We start from the raw sequence: 18,305 nt of genomic DNA, 5'->3' as shown, positions 1-18,305 counted from the left end.
ATACTATATATAAAGTATTGGGAAAAAAATTCCCAGAGTATTTATAAAATTTTATTGTGGGAATTTTATTCCTGATTAAAGTCATGCTATAAAATCTTTTAATTATTATTGGAGGAATATTGTGGATTTACGCGAGCGTTTTAAAGAAGAGCTTAAAGTGGCAATGAAAGCCAAAGAAGCTGAAAAAGTATCAACATTACGAATGATTGGTGCCAAATTGAAAGATTTGGATATTAATGCGCGTCCAAAAGGGATTGACGCTGTCGGGGAAGATGAAATCATTGCAATGTTAAAAGGCATGATTAAATCTCGTCGCGAATCAGTGGAAATGTATAAACAAGCAGACCGCCAAGAATTAGCAGAAAAAGAAGAAAGTGAAATCGCAGTGATTGAATCTTTCCTTCCAGCTCAACTTGATGATGCCGCCATTGCAAAGGTTGTGGATGAAGCGATTGAGAAAACAGGGGCTTCTTCTGTTAAAGAAATGGGTAAAGTCATGGCGTTCTTAAAAGAATATTATGGTACGGTACTAGATTTTTCTAAAGTAGGTCCATTAATTAAAGCTAAATTTTCTTAATTAACAGGTGATTTGTGGCGTTTGATCAGCGTTTTCTTGAGGAGCTGCGGCAACGTATCCCTTTACATAGTATTATATCAAGAAAAGTAAAAGTTACCCGATCAGGTCGCCATTGGAAGGCGTGTTGCCCTTTTCATGGGGAAAAGACGCCTTCATTTTATATTTATGACGATCATTTTCATTGTTATGGTTGTGGTGTGCATGGAGATGTCATTTCTTTTGTGATGCAAAGTGAAGGGCGCACTTTTAACGAAGCCATCACAGAACTTGCTTCTTTGGCAGGAATAGAAGTGCCAGAGCAAACGCCTCAACAAAAACAACGTCAAGAACAACGACATAATTTATATGAACTTATGGCAGTGGCACATGAGTATTATTTATCTGAATTTCAAACCAATAGAGCCCAAATAGCTCGAGAGTATCTCTTGAATCGGGGGATTGCCAAGCAAACAATTCATCATTTTGGTTTATGTTGGTCTGGTGATGGACGTGGTGGGCTCATTCAGCATCTTAAAGCTAAGAATTACCCCTTGGAAATGATTGGCGAGGCTGGTTTGTTAAGAAGGCAAGCAGATGGTCAATGGGGAGGAGAGCTCTTTTTTAATCGTGTTATGTATCCGATTTGTGATCGCAGAGGGCGTGTGATTGCGTTTGGTGGGCGTATTGTTGGAGAAGGTCAACCTAAATATTTAAACAGTCCAGAAACACCGTTATTTGCAAAACGCCGTGTGTTATTTGGACTGAATAATTTGACGTCTGTATTTTCGCGTAAAGAGATTGATCCACTTTTTAATACCATATTGGTCGTTGAAGGCTATATGGATGTTATTGCTTTGTATCAAGCAGGGTTTCATGGTGCGGTCGCACCATTGGGAACCGCTCTAACCCAAGATCAATTGGCTTTATTATGGCGAGCAAGTCCTCAACCTGTTTTATCATTTGATGGTGATGGGGCGGGGCGCAGGGCAATGTTACACGCTGCTGAAGAAGCATTGCCGATTTTGACCCCTGAACAAACGTTGAATTTTATTACGTTCCCAGATGGTGAAGATCCAGATAGTTTTATTCAAAATAAAGGGGTAGAGGCTTTTTTAGAGATTATACGTCATCGGCAAAGTCTTAGTGATATGTTGTATAATTTGTCTGTTGAAGCAATGACGAATCGTTCTCCAGAGCAAAGGGCAGCATTAAGGCAGCGATTAACATCGGTTGCTGAACAGATCAAAGATAAAAATTTGGCTCGGGAATATCGAAAAGTGTTGTTGGATCGGTTTTATGAGCAGTTTTACTCTAAAAACAAACCATCAAATCATCAATCGGCTTATGAAAAAAAGCAAAACCATCAGTTCAATACGCAGTTAGTGCGCCCAGCATTGCAGAAAGATCAGGTTGAATACCAACGAATGTGTATTCTAATTGCCTTATTAATATATTGTCCAAAAATTATCTCACGTGTTGAAGATGCGCTGTGTCGCCTGAATTTACCAGAAGAACTATCGATTTTAAGGGAAGTTTTATTGGATTTTCCCCTTGATTGCGATGATATTCATTCATATTTAAAAGAGAGAAATGTAATCGATTTAACAAAAAAAATCGTTCGCCATTCCAATTTAATCTTGTTAAACCAGAATAATTTCGATATAATTAATGATTTTGGACAGTTTGAAAAGCGATGGTGGCATTTTTATGGATGGTTAAATATTCATGAATTGGAAAACCAAGTTACACAAGCGCAACAAGATTGGATTAATTGTCCGGACGAGGAACATCAACGGACATTAATTGCTAGACTCAATGCTTTGGATGCTGTTAAACGTGGGGAGATTGATACATAAGAACAAATTAAAAAAGTTTAAGAATAATTTTGATATAACTCTTGATTTATTTTAATAAAACACCATTTGTAATAACAAATTATTTTTGGCTATAAAGTTGTTCCGCTAACCCTGCGTAAATTCAAGAAAGTGATTAAGGGTCTTTAAGAAAGTCAATTTTAAGAGAGTCTATATAGGTTTGTGTTATTTATTTATGGTGATTTGTTAATATTTAGAAATAGTGCTATTTGGTAGTAAGCTATTTATTCTTTGAGGCGGAAAATGGTTATAAAAGCAGCAGGTAAAAGTGAAGGAAATGCAAATGATCGTGATAATGACACCAGTTTGTTAGATGTCAGATCTGCAGATGTTAAAAAATTAATTAGTAAAGGGAAGGAAAGAGGGTATGTAACCCTTGACGAATTGAATGCAATCCTTCCACAAGATAAGATGTCTTCCGAACAAATCGAAGATGTAATGGCTGCTTTCTCAGAAATGAGTATTCAGATTATTGAATCTGAAGAAAGTGAAGAAGATACAAGTGAAGAAGATACAGAAAACAATATCTCCGAAGGGGAAGCTGCCGAGAGCGATGATGAAGAAGTTGCGGTAGCTGCGACAGAATCAACCGCCGGAAGAACGGATGACCCTGTTCGTATGTATTTGCGTGAAATGGGCGCTGTTGAGCTTTTGTCGCGTGAAGGCGAAATTGCCATAGCCAAACGTATCGAAGCGGGGCGCAATCAAATGATTGGTGGGCTTTGTGAAAGTCCATTGACATTTAAAGCAATTATTGGCTGGCATGAACAATTAAAAGCAGGCGATATATTACTAAGAGATATTGTAGATTTAGAGGCAACACAAACAGAATATGATCAAGCTGATTTGCCTGATATGGGCAGTGCCTTAAGCACCTCTGACGATGATGATGAAGATACTGACGAAAACGAAGGTGATGAAGATAGTGATGAAAATGGAGAAGGTTCTAACGAAGAAAATAACCTCTCTCTCTCAGCACTAGAAGAAAAATATAAAGACGAAGTTTTAAGTCATTTTGCTGAAATTGAAACAATTTATACGAAACTTTATCAATTACAAGTTCAACGTTTGGATGTTATTCAAGCGGGTGAAAAATTAACACCAGCTTTTGAAACAGAATATGAAGACTTAAGAAATAAGCTAATCATCGAAGTTCAACAAGTTCATTTGCAAAGCAATAAAATTGAATTTTTGGTTGAACAACTCAAAGAAGTTTCAAAAAAATTAGCAACCCTAGAGGGTGGTCTTTTAAGAATGGCAGAGAAATGTAAAATTTCTCGTGATGATTTCTTGTCTAAATATCATGGCTATGAATTAAATCCTGATTGGATTGATGCCGTTCGTGCTTTACCAGGAAAATATTGGAAGCTATTTGTCGAGCGGTATGAAGAAGATATTAATAAATGTCGCGATGAAATAGCTGAACTTTCTCAAAAGGTTGGGTTGCCTATTGGTGAATTCCGTCGTGTTTTCTCAACCGTTTCTTATGGTGAACGTGATTCTTCGCGTGCTAAGAAAGAAATGATTGAGGCGAATTTGCGGTTGGTTATTTCTATTGCTAAGAAATATACGAATTGCGGATTGCAATTCTTGGATTTGATCCAAGAAGGCAATATCGGTTTGATGAAGGCCGTTGATAAATTTGAATATCGTCGTGGTTACAAATTCTCAACCTATGCGACTTGGTGGATTCGACAAGCCATTACCCGTTCTATTGCTGACCAAGCCAGAACCATTCGTATTCCAGTGCATATGATTGAAACAATTAACAAATTGGTTCGTACATCCCGCCAAATGCTGCATGAAATTGGTAGAGAGCCAACACCAGAAGAGCTTGCTGAAAAGTTGGGCATGCCTTTGGAAAAGGTCAGAAAGGTTCTAAAAATCGCAAAAGAACCGATTTCTTTGGAAATCCCAGTTGGCGATGAAGAAGATAGTCATTTAGGTGATTTTATCGAAGATAAGAGTGCGGTTATTCCTTTGGATGCTGCTATTCAAACCAATCTTCGTGAAGCAACAACGCGTGTTTTGGCATCGCTAACCCCACGAGAAGAACGTGTGTTAAGAATGCGTTTTGGTATTGGAATGAACACAGACCATACGTTGGAAGAGGTTGGACAACAATTTAATGTAACACGCGAACGTATTCGTCAGATTGAAGCCAAAGCGTTACGTAAATTGAAACATCCAAGCCGTAGTCGTAAATTGCGTTCTTTCTTGGACGATAATTGATTGTGTTGTAATTTTTGATAGATTTAGGGAAGAAGAGGGTGTTATTGCCTTCTTCTTTTTTTTATTGTCCGATATGTCTGTGTTAAATAATATTCATCCCTCAACACCGGTAACGGTTTCCATTACTTTTTTACGAATGGACCATTTTCCAACACAAAAATTGTTGGATTTACCTGTAGGCTATTCTTTGGAAAAATTGTCTTTTGTTCCTGTGCCATTATATCGATATATTTATGGGAGTGTTGGAAGAAGCTGTTGTTGGTGGATGCGCAGGGTGCTTTCCGATCAGTATTTGGAGCAGTTATTTTCTGATCCATTAATTGAAGTATATATTTTAAAAGATTCAGAAAATGTTATTTCTGGTTTTTTTGAACTCGATTGTACGTTGTCTACCAGTGTAAATATTGCGTATTTTGGATTAATGCCGCATTTAGTAGGGCAAGGAATGGGAACAGCTTTTTTCCATCAAGCCGTTCGTCATGCTTGGCAGAAGAACCCAAGTTGTTTGCGTATTAACACGTGTAATTTGGATCATCCACGAGCAATTCAAATTTATAAAAAGACTGGTTTCGAGCCATTCAAAGTTGAAACAGAGCTTTGGAATATTCCAGATGCTTTAAGCTTACCTATTCCTAAAAAATTTAAAAAAAAATAGGATAAGCCCTTGCTTTTTTTATAGGTTTATGGTTTTAAAAGAGTTCTTCCCTGCCAAGGTTTTACGGCTATGCCTTGGCTATACCCAAAAGATGGAAGAATAATCAGGTTTATACTGATTTTATTGGGTTGAAGTCAGCCGAAGGGAGATAATATGCCATTATACGAATGCGTGTTTATTGCACGTAATGATGTCACTCAACAACAAGTTGAAGATATCGCTAATGGAGTTGCTTCTTTGATCGAAAGTGAAGAAGGCTCTGTACAAAAGCGTGAATATTGGGGATTACGTAACTTAGCATACCGTGTTAAGAAAAACCGTAAAGGCCATTATATGCTATTGGGTGTTGATGCAAAATCAACAACAATCAAAGAAATTGAACGTCAATTGAACTTGAATGAAGATGTTCTTCGTTTCATGACATTGCGTATTGAAGCGATTGATGAAGCACCATCTGCAATTCTTTCTCGTAAAGGGGATGATAGCAGAGATCGTTCAGATCGTTCTTCAAACAATCGCTCTTCTAAATCATCTGGACGTTACGACAGTGGTCGTAAAACCATAGAAGAAGATGATCTTAGCTCTGACAACAGTGATTTCTCTGTTGATCATGCTGATGATGAAGTGGAGGTCTAATTCATGTCAGAAACAGCTCAAGTAAATCCAGCTGCACGTCGTATTGCTGTGGGGGCTCGTCGTCCTTTTCATCGCAGACGTAAAACATGTCCTTTTTCATCTGCAAATGCACCAAAGATCGATTATAAGGATATTCGTTTATTGTCTCGTTTTCTTTCAGAAAGAGGCAAAATCGTTCCTAGTCGTATCACAGCAGTTTCTGCAAAGAAACAACGTGAATTGGCACAGGCAATCAAACGTGCTCGCTTTTTAGCATTATTGCCTTACGTTCAAGACTGAGGGAGAAGAGATTATGGCTGCAACTGAAGTTATTCTACTTCAAAGAGTAGAAAAACTGGGTCAAATGGGTGATGTCGTTAAGGTAAAACCTGGTTTTGCTCGTAACTACTTGCTTCCTCAAGGTAAAGCAATCCGTGCGACGGCTGCTAATCGTGAACGTTTCGAAAGAGAACGTAGTCAATTAGAAGCACATAACGTAAAACGTCGTGAAGAGGCAGAACGTCTCTTGGAACGTTTACATGGTTTATCAGTGGTTATTATTCGTCAAGCTGGCGAAAGTGGAAACCTTTATGGTTCTGTAACTGCTCGTGATATTTCCGAAGCTGCTGCAAAAGAAGGTGTATCTTTCTCTCGTCAGCAAGTTGAAATCGGACATCCGATTAAATCATTAGGTTTGTATCAAGTAAAAATTCAACTTCATCCAGAAGTTCATTTGGATGCAAAAGTGAATGTCGCTCGTTCAGTCGAAGAAGCTGAACGTCAAGAACAAGGTGAAGCAACACAAGTTGAAACCGCACATACGCATGTTGATGCGGGTGCTGTTGAACAAGCAAATGCTGAAATGTTGGAAAATGCACCTGTTGTAGAAGAAGCTGCTGACAAAGCAGAATAAGCACAATAAGCATTTTTGATATTATCGAAGAAAAACGAGGGTATGATGCCCTCGTTTTTTTATGGTTTTTACCTTATAATTTTTAAATTTTTATTAAATTATCATAACTTATTTGAAATTTTTGATAAAACATAAGATACTTATACAAAGAATTACGGTTGAATATTTTTATATATTTAAAGGCTTTATGTATTAGGAGTTATGTATGTCTGGATTATTAGATTCGATTCTAAAAAAACTTATTAAAAAAGGTCGTTTAGAAGTTATTTTTCCAGATAAAAGACGAAGAATATATGGGGATATGAATGCCAAAGATGTTGCTGCGATGGAGATTTTAACAGCAGATACATATCGTCATTTGTTAATCAATCCCAGTCTTGCTTTTGGTGAGGGATATATGAATGAAACGATTAAACCCATTAATTGTTCAATCTATGATGTCTTAAACATAATCTTGCAAAATGATCTTGCTGCTGGTCATTTTGGTGAAAAAATTGTTTCTGCTTTACGTTTTGGAAAGCGGTTTTGGTCACAATTAAATGGCTTGAAAACTTCACGTAAAAATGTGGCGCATCACTATGATCTCAATGGTGCTTTATACAATTTGTTTTTAGATAAAGATCAACAATATTCTTGTGCTTATTTCCCAACAGGTAGTGAAACTTTGGAAGAAGCCCAGCTAGCAAAGAAACGTCATATTGCATCTAAGTTAAAATTAGATCGCTCAGGACTTTATATTTTAGATATTGGCTGTGGTTGGGGAGGAATGGCTTTATCTCTTGCCAAAGAATTCGATGCCAATGTGACGGGGATTACCTTATCACAAGAACAGCTCCACGTTGCTACAAAACGTGCCAAAGAAGAAGGGTTAGAGCATCGAGTTCATTTTGAATTAAGAGATTATCGATTAGTAAAGGAAAAATATGATCGTATTGTTTCTGTTGGAATGTTCGAGCATGTTGGAGTGAATTATTACGATCAATTTTTTCAAGATATTAAAAAAATTCTTAAATCTGATGGTGTTATGCTTTTACATTCCATCGGACGTTCCGATGGTCCTGGTTCCACAAATGCGTGGATTAATAAATATATTTTTCCAGGAGGATATTCCCCTTCTTTAAGTGAGGCGTTTGCAGCTGTTGAAAAAAGTGGTCTATGGGTGACTGATTGTGAAATCTTAAGATTACATTATGCCAAGACATTAAAATTATGGCGCGAAAGGGTAGAGGCACAAAAAAAAATTATTATAAAAATGTATGATGAACGTTTCTATCGGATGTTTGATTTTTATTTATCCTCTTGCGAGCTTTCTTTTTACTATCATAATCACATGAATTTCCAGTTACAGATCAGCCCGACCATAGACAATCTGCCGATAACTAGGGATTATATGTTTCAAGCCGAAAAGGAATTATCTCGTTAAGCGTTGATCCTATGGTGCAAGCGAGCCAGTTGATCAAACTCTGCTATTGTTAGTGTTTCAGCTCTTCTTGTGCCATCAATATTGGCTGAAGCAAGTAATTGTTCCCCACCAATATTTTTGAGTGCGCCTTTTAACATTTTACGTCTTTGTCCAAAAGCAGCAGCAGTAACGTGTTCCATTGCTTTAAAAAGTTCTGGAGTGGGTTGCTCTGCTTTAGGGATAATATTAATGACAGCTGAATAAACTTTTGGTGGTGGCGCAAATGCACCTGGAGGAATACGCTTGACAATTACACATTCAGCAACCCATTGTGCAATGACAGATAAACGTCCGTAATATTCTGTATTAGGGGCTGCGCATATACGTTCCGCAACTTCTTGTTGGAACATTAACGTCATGCGTTTCCATTGCTGCCCTTGCTTTAACCAACCTAATAGTAAAGAAGTTCCAATATTATAAGGAAGATTAGCAATAATTTGACGAGGAGCCTCACAAAGAGTAGTCAGATCTAGTTTTAACGCATCATGTTGCATAACTTGTAAGCGATCAGGATAAAATTCCTGTAACTCATGAAGTAATTGTAAAGCACGCTGATCGACTTCGACCCCGATGATTTTACGAGCAGTACTATCCAACAAAGCTCTTGTCAAACCACCAGGACCAGGTCCAACTTCAATCACATTTTTATTGGTTAGATCTCCAGCCAAAGCAATAATTTGCTGGTTTATCATCGGGTCTAATAGAAAATGTTGACCCAATGATTTTTTTGCATGGAGATTATACTTATTTATGCTTTCTTTTAGGCTGGGAAGTGGGTTTTGTTGTTGAGTCATTGGACGTATTATGCATTTCAATAATGGCTTGACGATGTAAGTCGCGGTCTAACTGTTGAGAAATTTGCTCAACACGTTGGCTTAAAAGTTGGTTTGCAATTTCACTGGCTGAAATATCGGCAATATTTTTCTTTTCTTTAGTACAAACCATAATCAAGGCAATTCCATCAATAGAAACCAATGGTTTGCTGACTTGTCCTGGTTGTAATCCTTGTAAAACATTTGCCATTTCTGGATTCATGCGCTCTAGTTGCATTGGACCAGGATCAGAAGGGCGGGTACTTCCTGCTTTTTGGTTTGCTTCTTCAACTTGTTGGCAGGTATGTAAAGAGTTTTTTAATTGGTTGGCTTGATTTAATATGCTGATTTGCTGCGGGGTCGGACTCTTTGGATTTAATTTTGATGAGAATGGAAGAAACACCTGTCGAATCGTCATTAACGTTCCTATTTCATTACCAATAGTACGTTTACCACTAAGCATTGCAATAATATAACCACCAGCAACCTGAATAGGATTAGAAATTGCGCCAATAGGCATTTTGCTGACTAATGAAGCCACTTCTGGGTCAAGATTATCTTTTTGTACCCATCCCAAAGCTCCCCCTTGTAAAGCACTTTGTGCTTGAGAGAATTGAGCTGCAACAATGGGGAAGGGCGCGCCATTTCTAAGTTGTTGAATGATTGTTTTGGTGAATTGTAACTCTTGTTCTGGATGACGTGCATTTTCAACAGGAATAAAGATTTCGTTAAGAAGATATTCTGGTTGTCCAACTTCTTGTTTGAGGGCTTTTTGTCTTTGTTCTACTTCTTGGGCTGTAATTCGGCTTTGGCTTCCAAGCTCTTGCTGAAGCACTCTACTCCATCCTAATTGTAATCGAATTTGGTCGATTAATGTACTCATCGATACACCATCAGACGAGAGTTGGTTTCTTAAAGCATTAGGATGCATGCCATTCCGTTTTTCAATATCTGCAATTGCTTCTGCAATTTGTTCAGGGGGGATATTGATATTTCTTCTGAGCATCTCTTGAGTATGCAAGCGTTCAGTAATCAGTTGTTTGATTAATTGTGGGCGCATCCGTTGCAAAACATCAGGGGTTAAACGGATGCCTGCGGTCAATTGGAATAATTGTTCCCTGTTATTCACATCTCTTTGGGTTAAAAGATTACCGTTAATAATTGCGATAATCTTGCTTTCGGCATTGTCTTGAGCATTAGAGATAGAGTAATCTTTGCCCATAGCTTGGGAGTTGACACTGGAGGAGGAAGGATAATTTTTATGTTCTGACGCCATTGCAATAGGAGCTATTGAAATTAACAGCGTACCAACCATCGTTAAGCAAATATTTGATTTATATTGAGAGAATATAGAAGAAAATCTATGCGCTTTATACATTATCCGTTAATCCCAAAAGTTCCAAGTGTTTTAAAGGTAAGCATGAATAAAACGGTATCGCTATTTTGATCACCATTAATCATTGTATATTGTTTAAGATAGATGACATCCATGCTGAAGCAATCGTTTCTATAACCAGCATTTCCACCGATTGAGACATTTTGTTTTCTTGATAGGCTGCGTCGTCCGAAAGCAGATGCATGCCAATGCTCCCAATCTGTAGAAGCACCTAAGGTTAGCTCACTTGTTTTACGATCATATAAACTTGATGGACCTTGTGCAGTAAAAGGATTTCCGAAATAATAATAATATGGCGTAATAGGTTCATAAATATATCCACCATTAATCCCAAAATGTTTGAAACCGGCGTTAAAGATTCCTTCACCATAGGTAATATCCCCACTATATGGGTCTATGCGTGTTCTGGCTGTTGTTGCGAAATATTGTGTTGGTGCAAATCTTAAACGAGCAATAACATCAGACATATGGCGGTTCACCCCTGAATTTCTCGGGAGGTTTTTGGTCACATGTTCTTGATAACTTTGACCAACTAGGAAATCAACTTGCTTACCATTCCATGCCCAATTGCCGTGAATACCAACATTTGCTCTGGCGCCACCATCCAAACGATCTGTTCCTTGGAAACGATTTAACGCAAAAAGGGTTGTATCAGAAAATTCATATGCCAAGCTATCCTCATTTGGCATTGCCCAATTTCGTCCACCTTTGGAATGAGGGGCAGCAATCAGTTGAACAATAGGTTCAATAACTTGTGTTCCTGTTGTGTCGCCTAATTTGAACTGTCTTAGGAATGGCCAATTCATTTTGACTGCTAATGTTGGTAATGCTTGTCCAGCAAAGTTCGTGCCATTTTTATCTAAATAAAGAGGTTGTTGATAGAGATGCGTCGATCTGTAAATATTGGAATCGACATGCAACGTTACCAACCATTTTTGACCGATATTGGTATCAAAAGGCCTGTCCCAATTTAAAGAGGCTTGACCTCTTTGGTCATTTGTACCAGTAGGACGGTAAACAACAAAATTTGTTGTATCAAAAGAGAAACGACCACCAAGTGCATCTGGTTGACCAAAATAACTATATGTATATCGAGGTAACACAAAAGGTAAGTCAGAATCGTTAATAACACCACGATTTAGCCCTTGGTAACCCTGCATGGTAACTTTAGAATAAGCACCTTCTCCAAAACCTTCTAAATAAAGATTAGAGTTTAAGGTATCCTGTCCATACCCATTAATACGATAGTCACGCATATAATCAGCAGACGTTGCAATATTGATATTGGCACCATAACGCCAATTCTCATTTAATGCCCATTCTGTTTTTAAGAATAAATACCCTTGGGCTCCGTGGCCATTACTTTTGACTTTATCTCCCCAAGCATTTGTCCAGTCGTGTTTGTTGGCAGTATCATCTGCAACACCACCTTCAACGCGTAACATACCTTGATTGAAGCGTGCTCTATAGACCGCGCTCAGTTGAGGACCTGTTTTGGTTGCAAATAAAGGACTTAAGGTCAAATCTGACCATTGATTCATGGCCCAATAATAAGGAATTGTTGTATAAGCACCGATATATTTACTGTTAAAATTAATACTAGGAATTAAGAAACCACTTTGACGCTTTACCGAAGGATCAACAATAGAGAAAAACGGCATATAGAAAACGGGAATACCAAAGAAATCGATAAATGTATCAGAGAAATCAATACGTTGATTTTCCATATCGCGAATAGCTTGATAAGAGCGTAATTGCCAGAAAGGTGCTTTTTTAGGATTTTTCTCACAAATAGGACATGAGGTATAAACAGATCGGCTGAAATCATGTACTTTGCCACCTGTACGTCGTGCACCATTTGCAGCAAGCTTACCGTTATCCGCAAGCAATGCATAAACTTGATCCATTACCCCTTCACGCATATTTTCGCCAAGTTGCACGTGTTGGGTAAATAATATTTCCCCATCAGGTTCAACCATAGATACATTACCACTGGCTGTTGCAATATTGGTGGTGCGGTTGTAGGTGACTTTGTCAGCACGCAAGACATGGTCATTTTGCCATATATGAACATCTCCAGCCCATGTGACCTCTCCAGTTTTGGAATTATAAGAAACATTATCAGCTTGGAAAGTAATAGGATCCTTTTCTGAAAAAGGCGCACCACTCGATTTACCAATGTTAGATTTGGCAATTTGTATTTGCTGTTGTGCAAATACATTTTGGTCTACAAGTAAACCGATAGTTCCAATCGAACCGCTAAAAAAGCTGATTAATAACAAGGTTTTATGCTTGTTTTTACGAGCAATCTTTCTTGTTAATTTTTTAAAGAGTGAAGGTGAAGAATAATTACGCATCAGCCGTCTTCCAAATGAATAAGAAGAGATATAGCCAAACAAAGCCCAGCAGCCGTCGGAGCCCATGCAGCAATAAGGGCTGGTAAAGCACCAGACTCCCCAAATTGTTCAGCGACTTTTGAAATGGTAAACAAGGCAAAACCAGCAGCCACTCCTGAGCCGATCATTTTTGCAACGCCACCTCTGCGTGTTGAACGTGTTGCAAAGCCTGCTGCAACCAAAGCCATTGTGCTGGCTAATAAAGGTTGTGCCAATAAGGATTGAAAGCGCAGACGATGACTGATCGATGAAAAGCCAGATTCGTTTAACAGATGTATGAACTCTGGCAGTGACCAAAAGGACAACGTGTCAGGGGATGAAAAGCTTTCTTCTATATTTGATAGTGACAGATTTGTTGACAATTTAATCGTTCCTAAATTGACAGGTAATTTGTCTGGTTTAATAGATCGTGCATTGTTCAAGACCCAATAATGTTGATGTTCCAAATATCCCGAAGGCGATTCAATACGAACCAGTAAATGGTCATTATCGTCAAGTCTGAAAATGCTGATTCCTGTCATATGCAGGACATTTTTCTCCACTTTCACTGATTGCGCATGTAAAATTGCAACACCTTTATAATCCAAACCTTGATCTGATTGTCGAACCCATAAGGAGCCGCTTGAAAGGTTCGATAATTTTCCACCACTTGTGTTTAAATAAGTTTGATCAAGGATTTCTGCTTTGCGAAACAAGCTCGAAGAGATAGGAGAAATTATCATAATAGAAAATAATCCTAGCCCAAAAGCACACACTACCGGTGCAGTTAAGAATTGCCAAGCAGAAATCCCTGCTGCACGGGTTACGATTAACTCGGAAGATCGGGTCAATCTCCAAAAGCAAATAATCCCTCCTAAAAGGATACCAAATGGCAAAATTTGCATACAAAAATTGGGGATATGATAAAGCGCGATAGAGGTTGCTACACTGGTCGATACGTGGGGTTTGGTCGCAACCCGGCGCAATAAATCGATAAAGTCAAACAAGGATACCAATGCCGTTAAAGCAAGGATCATGGATATCGACGCAAAAGAGAATTGTTTTGCAATATAAATTGAAATTGTGCGTGCAGAAAACATATTTTACCTGCCTCTTTGTAAAGAAGATAAGGGGACAGGTTTGTTATCTTTCGTTTTAAATTCCGGTATAAAGAGAACACAAGATGCAATAATTCCTGGGGCAATTGCTACAACCCATATGAATGGAATAAAGATCATATTTCTTGTTGCAACATTTTGAATAATTAAAATCAAAGACATTAATCCAACAATGGTAAAAATGGCACTAAGCGGACGCAAAATATTACCATATCGCGCGAAACTTCCTCTTAATACACTGACCAACGCAATCATGGTAAAAGAGAAGATCGTTAATGGTGAGGTTAATCGTCGATGTGCTTCGACCGCTAATTTTCCATAATCACGATCAAAGACTTCTTGAGCATTGGGATGAAGTAATTCGTGCAAAGACATTTCGGTGGCATCTTTAAGGCGAGCAGTTTGTTCTTTGTTTGAAGATAAATCAATCGTATTGCGTTCAAAATTCAATACATTTAAACGACCAGTCTTTTTATCAATGACTTCACGAGAGCCATTTGACAAAACAACTTGGGGTTTATCATTGATAATAACGATATTTCCGCTTTCAGCGAGAATGGTGGCTTTATTATCTGGTTGTCGAGCATCCTCTACTAAAATGCCTTTTAAGACACCATTATGGTCTTTTGAACGGATATAAACGGTTAAATTATTTGAAATATTGGTAAAAACACCTTCTTGTAACATGAAGGCTGCCATTTTATTTCGGATTTTAAATTCATTTTTCCGAAAAGAGTGATAGGCAGCAGGAACAATCCATATATTGAGCAAATAGCACATAATTGTTGTAATCAGCGCACAGATCATTCCTGGTTTAGCCAAAGCAAATGATGACATTCCCGCTGCCCTCATGACAACGATTTCTCTGTCCCCAGCCAAACGGTGATAAATAAATTGCACGACAACAAAAGTCGTAATAGGTAAAATAACCGCAACGAAAGAGGGGATTAATAGTCCAGTGAGCTCAAGGAATACCCCTAAAGACAGACCTCTATCAACCACAAGCGACACAAATCGTAACGATTGCGTAAGCCAAATGAGTGCTGCCAACCCTCCTGTTGTGGCCACTAACGCAATCAATAATTGATGTAAAATATAGCGGTCAAACATAGGGAGACGCAAGGAAGCCAATAAACGCATTTGAAATTACCCCACTTTGTTCCCTAGATATTTCTTCTTTACTATTAATATGGTTCAAAAGACAATAAGAATTGTAAATTAAGTAACGAAATAGAGAGTTTTTACCATCAGGTTGTTATATCAATGGTAAAAACTTTTCATTTTAAAGAAACCAATTATACATGATATATCATATATCTTTTAGATTAAGACATTATTATGATTATGTTTTAGTTCGGAAAAATCTTGCCAGGATTTAAAATATTTTTAGGGTCTAGGCTTTGTTTAATTTTTTTCATAAGCGCTAGCTCTGCGCCACCACGCCAAGAAGGCATCATATAATTTTTCAACTGTCCAATCCCATGTTCCGCAGAAAAAGAACCTTCTAAATCATAAACAACTGCACAAACAGCATCCATTAACTCATGGCTTTTGTCCATAAAGGCTTTACCATCCCCATTCTCTGGCTGTACCAAGTTAAAATGAATATTTCCATCCCCTAGATGCCCAAATGGTGCAACTTGTATTCCGGGATATAAATCTTCACATGCTTGGGTTGCACGTTCAATAAATTCAGGAATAGAAGGAATGGGAACAGAGACATCGTTTTTAATATTCGCTCCTGAAAGTTTTTGTGATTCAGACTGTTCTTCTCTAAACCGCCATAGATTGAGCCTTTGTGTTTCGCTTTCGGCAAGAACAGCATCAAGGATAATTTCTTCTTCAAAAGCTTTTTCTAAGACAGTTTCGAAGAGTTCTCTTAATCCATCGCCTTGTGCGGGAATAGCTAGCTCTACGACAATATAGACGGGTGCTTTTGTTTCAAGTGGGAAATGGAGTTCAGGAAAATGTTGACAAACCAGATCCATGCCTTTTTGTGAAATATATTCAAATGCTTGTAACGCAGCAGGATTATAATTGTTAAATAGATGCAATAAGCGTAAGGCATGTTGTAAATCTGGAACTGCACATAAAGCAACTTCGGTAGAGCGGGGGTAAGGATGTAAATGTAGAACAGCAGCCGTAATAATGCCCAGCGTTCCTTCTGATCCTATAAAGATTTGCTTTAATGCATAGCCTGTATTATCTTTTCTGAGGCGACGTAAATTGTGTAAGATTTGACCATCAGCGGTAACGACTTCTAAACCCAAAACAAATTCTCTGGCATTGCCATATCGAAGAGTATTATTGCCACCAGCATTGGTTGCAATAACCCCTCCAATTTGGGCAGAACCTTGAGACGCAATCACAATCGGTAAATATAATCCTGCGTTTTTAGCAGCGTTTTGCGCCTCTTCTAAAATAACACCCGCTTCCACAGTCATAGTAGAATCAATCGTATCAATAGTACGGATTTTATTCATACGGCTTAGGCTTAATACGATTTGATTGCCTTGTTCTGATGGGGTGGCACCGCCGACAAGGCTTGTATTTCCCCCTTGTGGAACAATGGCAACATCATATTGGGCGCATAACTTAACAATATCTGCGACTTCTTGAGTGTTTTGTGGTCTTAATACAGCAATACTATTCCCCTGAAAGATTTGTCGCCAATCAGTGTTATAGGTTTCGGTATCTTTGGGATTGGTGATAATTCCTTGTGAACCGACAATAGAGGTCAGGTCATGAATAAAGCTGTTAATATCCATAAAATTAATCCATTAATGAAGGTAAGTTGTATTATCAGGTTGATAAGGTTGATACATAGCAGAATTAACAACCAAAGTCCCCGCAATTCCAAAAAATAAACCGCATAACACAGAAATAATAATCGTCGCTGTTTTAAAAGGAAATCTGTCCGACTTAGTATGAAGTTCAGTTTGCAATTCGGCTCTTGAACGTTGTGTGAGTAATAATTCTGATTTCAAGGCTTCGTTTTGTCTTCTTAAAGCACGAATAGCAATATCGAGTTGCGTGATATTATGGGTCAGGTTTGCAACGTGAGAACGAGCCTTTATCAACTCAATAGAATCTGCATAACTTTTATTTTGAAAATCGTTGGTATTATTTTGAGAAGGGGGATCGTTGGCGATATGTTTAAATAGATTTTTTAATGCCCCACCAGTAATCGTATCTTTTTTTGCTCTTTTTTTAATTGCCTCTAGCGCATTTGCAGATTGTCCAGGTTGATCTTCTAAAACCAATGCCAAGATATCTGCAAGGACTTTTAACTCTTTTGGATCTATTTTTGCGTTCATTTTAATGATATTGTTCTGGGTGCTGCAGCACGGGTTAACCTGTCACAAATCGCCAATCCTAATCCAACTTGGGGAATGGGCATGACGGCAATTCCTTTTAATCCTAATGCTTGTCCTTTTGCATCTAATTCACGTAAATATGCAAACAAATTCTGTGCAGCCTCTTCTAAATTAGCAGTGATACTCAAGTTTTTAGACAAGCTAGTATGTTCTATTGGGGAACCAAAAGCAAGCAATGCTTCATCAGGTGCAACATGGTTACAATTTAAACGAACGGGTAGAGAAGGCGCATAATGCGAACTGAGCTGTCCAGGCGCAATGATTTTAGTTTCTATGGGATGGCTGATCTCTATTGTTCCACATATAGAAGTTAAATGTTCCAACGCAATACCCCCTGGACGTAACAGGGTTGGGGTATCATGGCTTAAATCAAGAATAGTGCTTTCGACACCGACTTGACATGGACCAGAATCAATAATGGCATCAATTTTATGGTTCAGCTCTTGGAATACATGTTGAGCTGTAGAGGGACTGATTTTCCCAGAGCTATTGGCAGAAGGTGCTGCAATTGGTTTTTTACTAAACTTGATGAGCTGTCTTGCTACATTTGTATTTGGAATGCGCACTGCCATGGTTGATAAATTAGCAGTCGCGACAGGACTGATTTTAATGGGATTATTTGTTTTTTGGTTTAAGACCAATGTCAAAGCACCTGGCCAGAATTTTAATGCAAGTTCATAAGCAAGTTCAGTCTTTTCAACAAATTGAAGCACATGCTCCAAATCAGCGAAGTGAATAATCAGAGGGTTAAAACTGGGACGACCTTTGGCATGGTAAATTTTTTCTACAGCCTGTGTATTGGTTGCATCGGCTCCTAATCCGTAAACAGTTTCTGTGCCAAATGCCACCACACCACCATGATTAATAATGGTGGCTGCGCGTTGAATGTCAGAAAGTGAATCAGAAAATAAAAAAGTCAT

Annotated in this window: 16 protein-coding genes; 8 read left to right on the top strand and 8 right to left on the bottom strand. The window is 38.2% G+C overall.

The window, feature by feature from the left end:
* Positions 1-121 precede the first annotated feature (121 nt).
* The 8 genes from QJV33_RS03585 (at position 122) to QJV33_RS03550 (ending at position 8,268) form a co-directional block, all read left to right on the top strand.
* Positions 122-577 (top strand): GatB/YqeY domain-containing protein, encoded by a 456-nt coding sequence (locus tag QJV33_RS03585; protein WP_281462037.1) that lies wholly within the window; start codon positions 122-124, stop codon positions 575-577.
* Between the two features lie 14 nt (positions 578-591).
* Positions 592-2,412 (top strand): DNA primase, encoded by a 1,821-nt coding sequence (dnaG, locus tag QJV33_RS03580; RefSeq protein WP_281462036.1) that lies wholly within the window; start codon positions 592-594, stop codon positions 2,410-2,412.
* 261 nt (positions 2,413-2,673) lie between these two features.
* Positions 2,674-4,662 (top strand): RNA polymerase sigma factor RpoD, encoded by a 1,989-nt coding sequence (gene rpoD / locus QJV33_RS03575; RefSeq protein ID WP_281462035.1) that lies wholly within the window; start codon positions 2,674-2,676, stop codon positions 4,660-4,662.
* A 73-nt stretch (positions 4,663-4,735) separates the two neighbouring features.
* Positions 4,736-5,317, top strand: a complete 582-nt coding sequence (locus QJV33_RS03570; protein ID WP_281462034.1) for a GNAT family protein — start codon at positions 4,736-4,738, stop codon at positions 5,315-5,317.
* Positions 5,318-5,470: 153 nt separating this feature from the next.
* Positions 5,471-5,953 (top strand): 30S ribosomal protein S6, encoded by a 483-nt coding sequence (gene rpsF / locus QJV33_RS03565; RefSeq protein ID WP_281462033.1) that lies wholly within the window; start codon positions 5,471-5,473, stop codon positions 5,951-5,953.
* 3 nt (positions 5,954-5,956) lie between these two features.
* Positions 5,957-6,232: a 30S ribosomal protein S18 gene (gene rpsR, locus QJV33_RS03560; protein ID WP_271789288.1), complete on the top strand. Its 276-nt coding sequence runs from the start codon at positions 5,957-5,959 to the stop codon at positions 6,230-6,232.
* Positions 6,233-6,245: 13 nt separating this feature from the next.
* The gene (gene rplI, locus QJV33_RS03555) at positions 6,246-6,845 is read left to right on the top strand and encodes a 50S ribosomal protein L9 (protein ID WP_281462032.1); all 600 of its coding nucleotides are present in this window, start codon (positions 6,246-6,248) and stop codon (positions 6,843-6,845) included.
* 205 nt (positions 6,846-7,050) lie between these two features.
* The gene (locus QJV33_RS03550; protein WP_281462031.1) at positions 7,051-8,268 is read left to right on the top strand and encodes a class I SAM-dependent methyltransferase; all 1,218 of its coding nucleotides are present in this window, start codon (positions 7,051-7,053) and stop codon (positions 8,266-8,268) included.
* Here the strand turns inward: QJV33_RS03550 and rsmA are convergent.
* The 8 genes from rsmA to QJV33_RS03510 all read right to left on the bottom strand — a co-directional run bounded on the left by rsmA (position 8,265) and on the right by QJV33_RS03510 (position 18,305).
* Positions 8,265-9,101, bottom strand: a complete 837-nt coding sequence (gene rsmA, locus QJV33_RS03545) for a 16S rRNA (adenine(1518)-N(6)/adenine(1519)-N(6))-dimethyltransferase RsmA (protein ID WP_281462030.1) — start codon at positions 9,099-9,101, stop codon at positions 8,265-8,267. The genes QJV33_RS03550 and rsmA overlap by 4 nt on opposite strands.
* Positions 9,052-10,497 (bottom strand): peptidylprolyl isomerase, encoded by a 1,446-nt coding sequence (locus QJV33_RS03540; RefSeq protein ID WP_281462029.1) that lies wholly within the window; start codon positions 10,495-10,497, stop codon positions 9,052-9,054. Before QJV33_RS03540 ends, rsmA begins: the two co-directional genes overlap by 50 nt.
* On the bottom strand, positions 10,497-12,872 hold the full coding sequence (locus QJV33_RS03535; RefSeq protein ID WP_281462028.1) for an LPS-assembly protein LptD: 2,376 nt from the start codon (positions 12,870-12,872) through the stop codon (positions 10,497-10,499). The genes QJV33_RS03540 and QJV33_RS03535 overlap by 1 nt, the downstream gene beginning before the upstream one ends.
* On the bottom strand, positions 12,872-13,990 hold the full coding sequence (lptG, locus tag QJV33_RS03530) for an LPS export ABC transporter permease LptG (protein WP_281462027.1): 1,119 nt from the start codon (positions 13,988-13,990) through the stop codon (positions 12,872-12,874). The genes QJV33_RS03535 and lptG overlap by 1 nt, the downstream gene beginning before the upstream one ends.
* A 3-nt stretch (positions 13,991-13,993) precedes the next feature.
* Positions 13,994-15,148: an LPS export ABC transporter permease LptF gene (lptF, locus tag QJV33_RS03525; protein ID WP_281462026.1), complete on the bottom strand. Its 1,155-nt coding sequence runs from the start codon at positions 15,146-15,148 to the stop codon at positions 13,994-13,996.
* 209 nt (positions 15,149-15,357) lie between these two features.
* On the bottom strand, positions 15,358-16,776 hold the full coding sequence (locus QJV33_RS03520; RefSeq protein WP_281462025.1) for an FAD-binding oxidoreductase: 1,419 nt from the start codon (positions 16,774-16,776) through the stop codon (positions 15,358-15,360).
* Between the two features lie 12 nt (positions 16,777-16,788).
* The gene (locus QJV33_RS03515) at positions 16,789-17,325 is read right to left on the bottom strand and encodes a hypothetical protein (RefSeq protein WP_281462024.1); all 537 of its coding nucleotides are present in this window, start codon (positions 17,323-17,325) and stop codon (positions 16,789-16,791) included.
* Positions 17,322-18,305 (bottom strand): L-threonylcarbamoyladenylate synthase, encoded by a 984-nt coding sequence (locus QJV33_RS03510; protein WP_281462023.1) that lies wholly within the window; start codon positions 18,303-18,305, stop codon positions 17,322-17,324. The genes QJV33_RS03515 and QJV33_RS03510 overlap by 4 nt, the downstream gene beginning before the upstream one ends.

Origin of the sequence: Commensalibacter nepenthis (assembly GCF_029953305.1) — a bacterium.
GTDB classification, from domain to species: domain Bacteria; phylum Pseudomonadota; class Alphaproteobacteria; order Acetobacterales; family Acetobacteraceae; genus Commensalibacter; species Commensalibacter nepenthis.
This window is presented reverse-complemented; position numbering and strand designations above follow the sequence as displayed.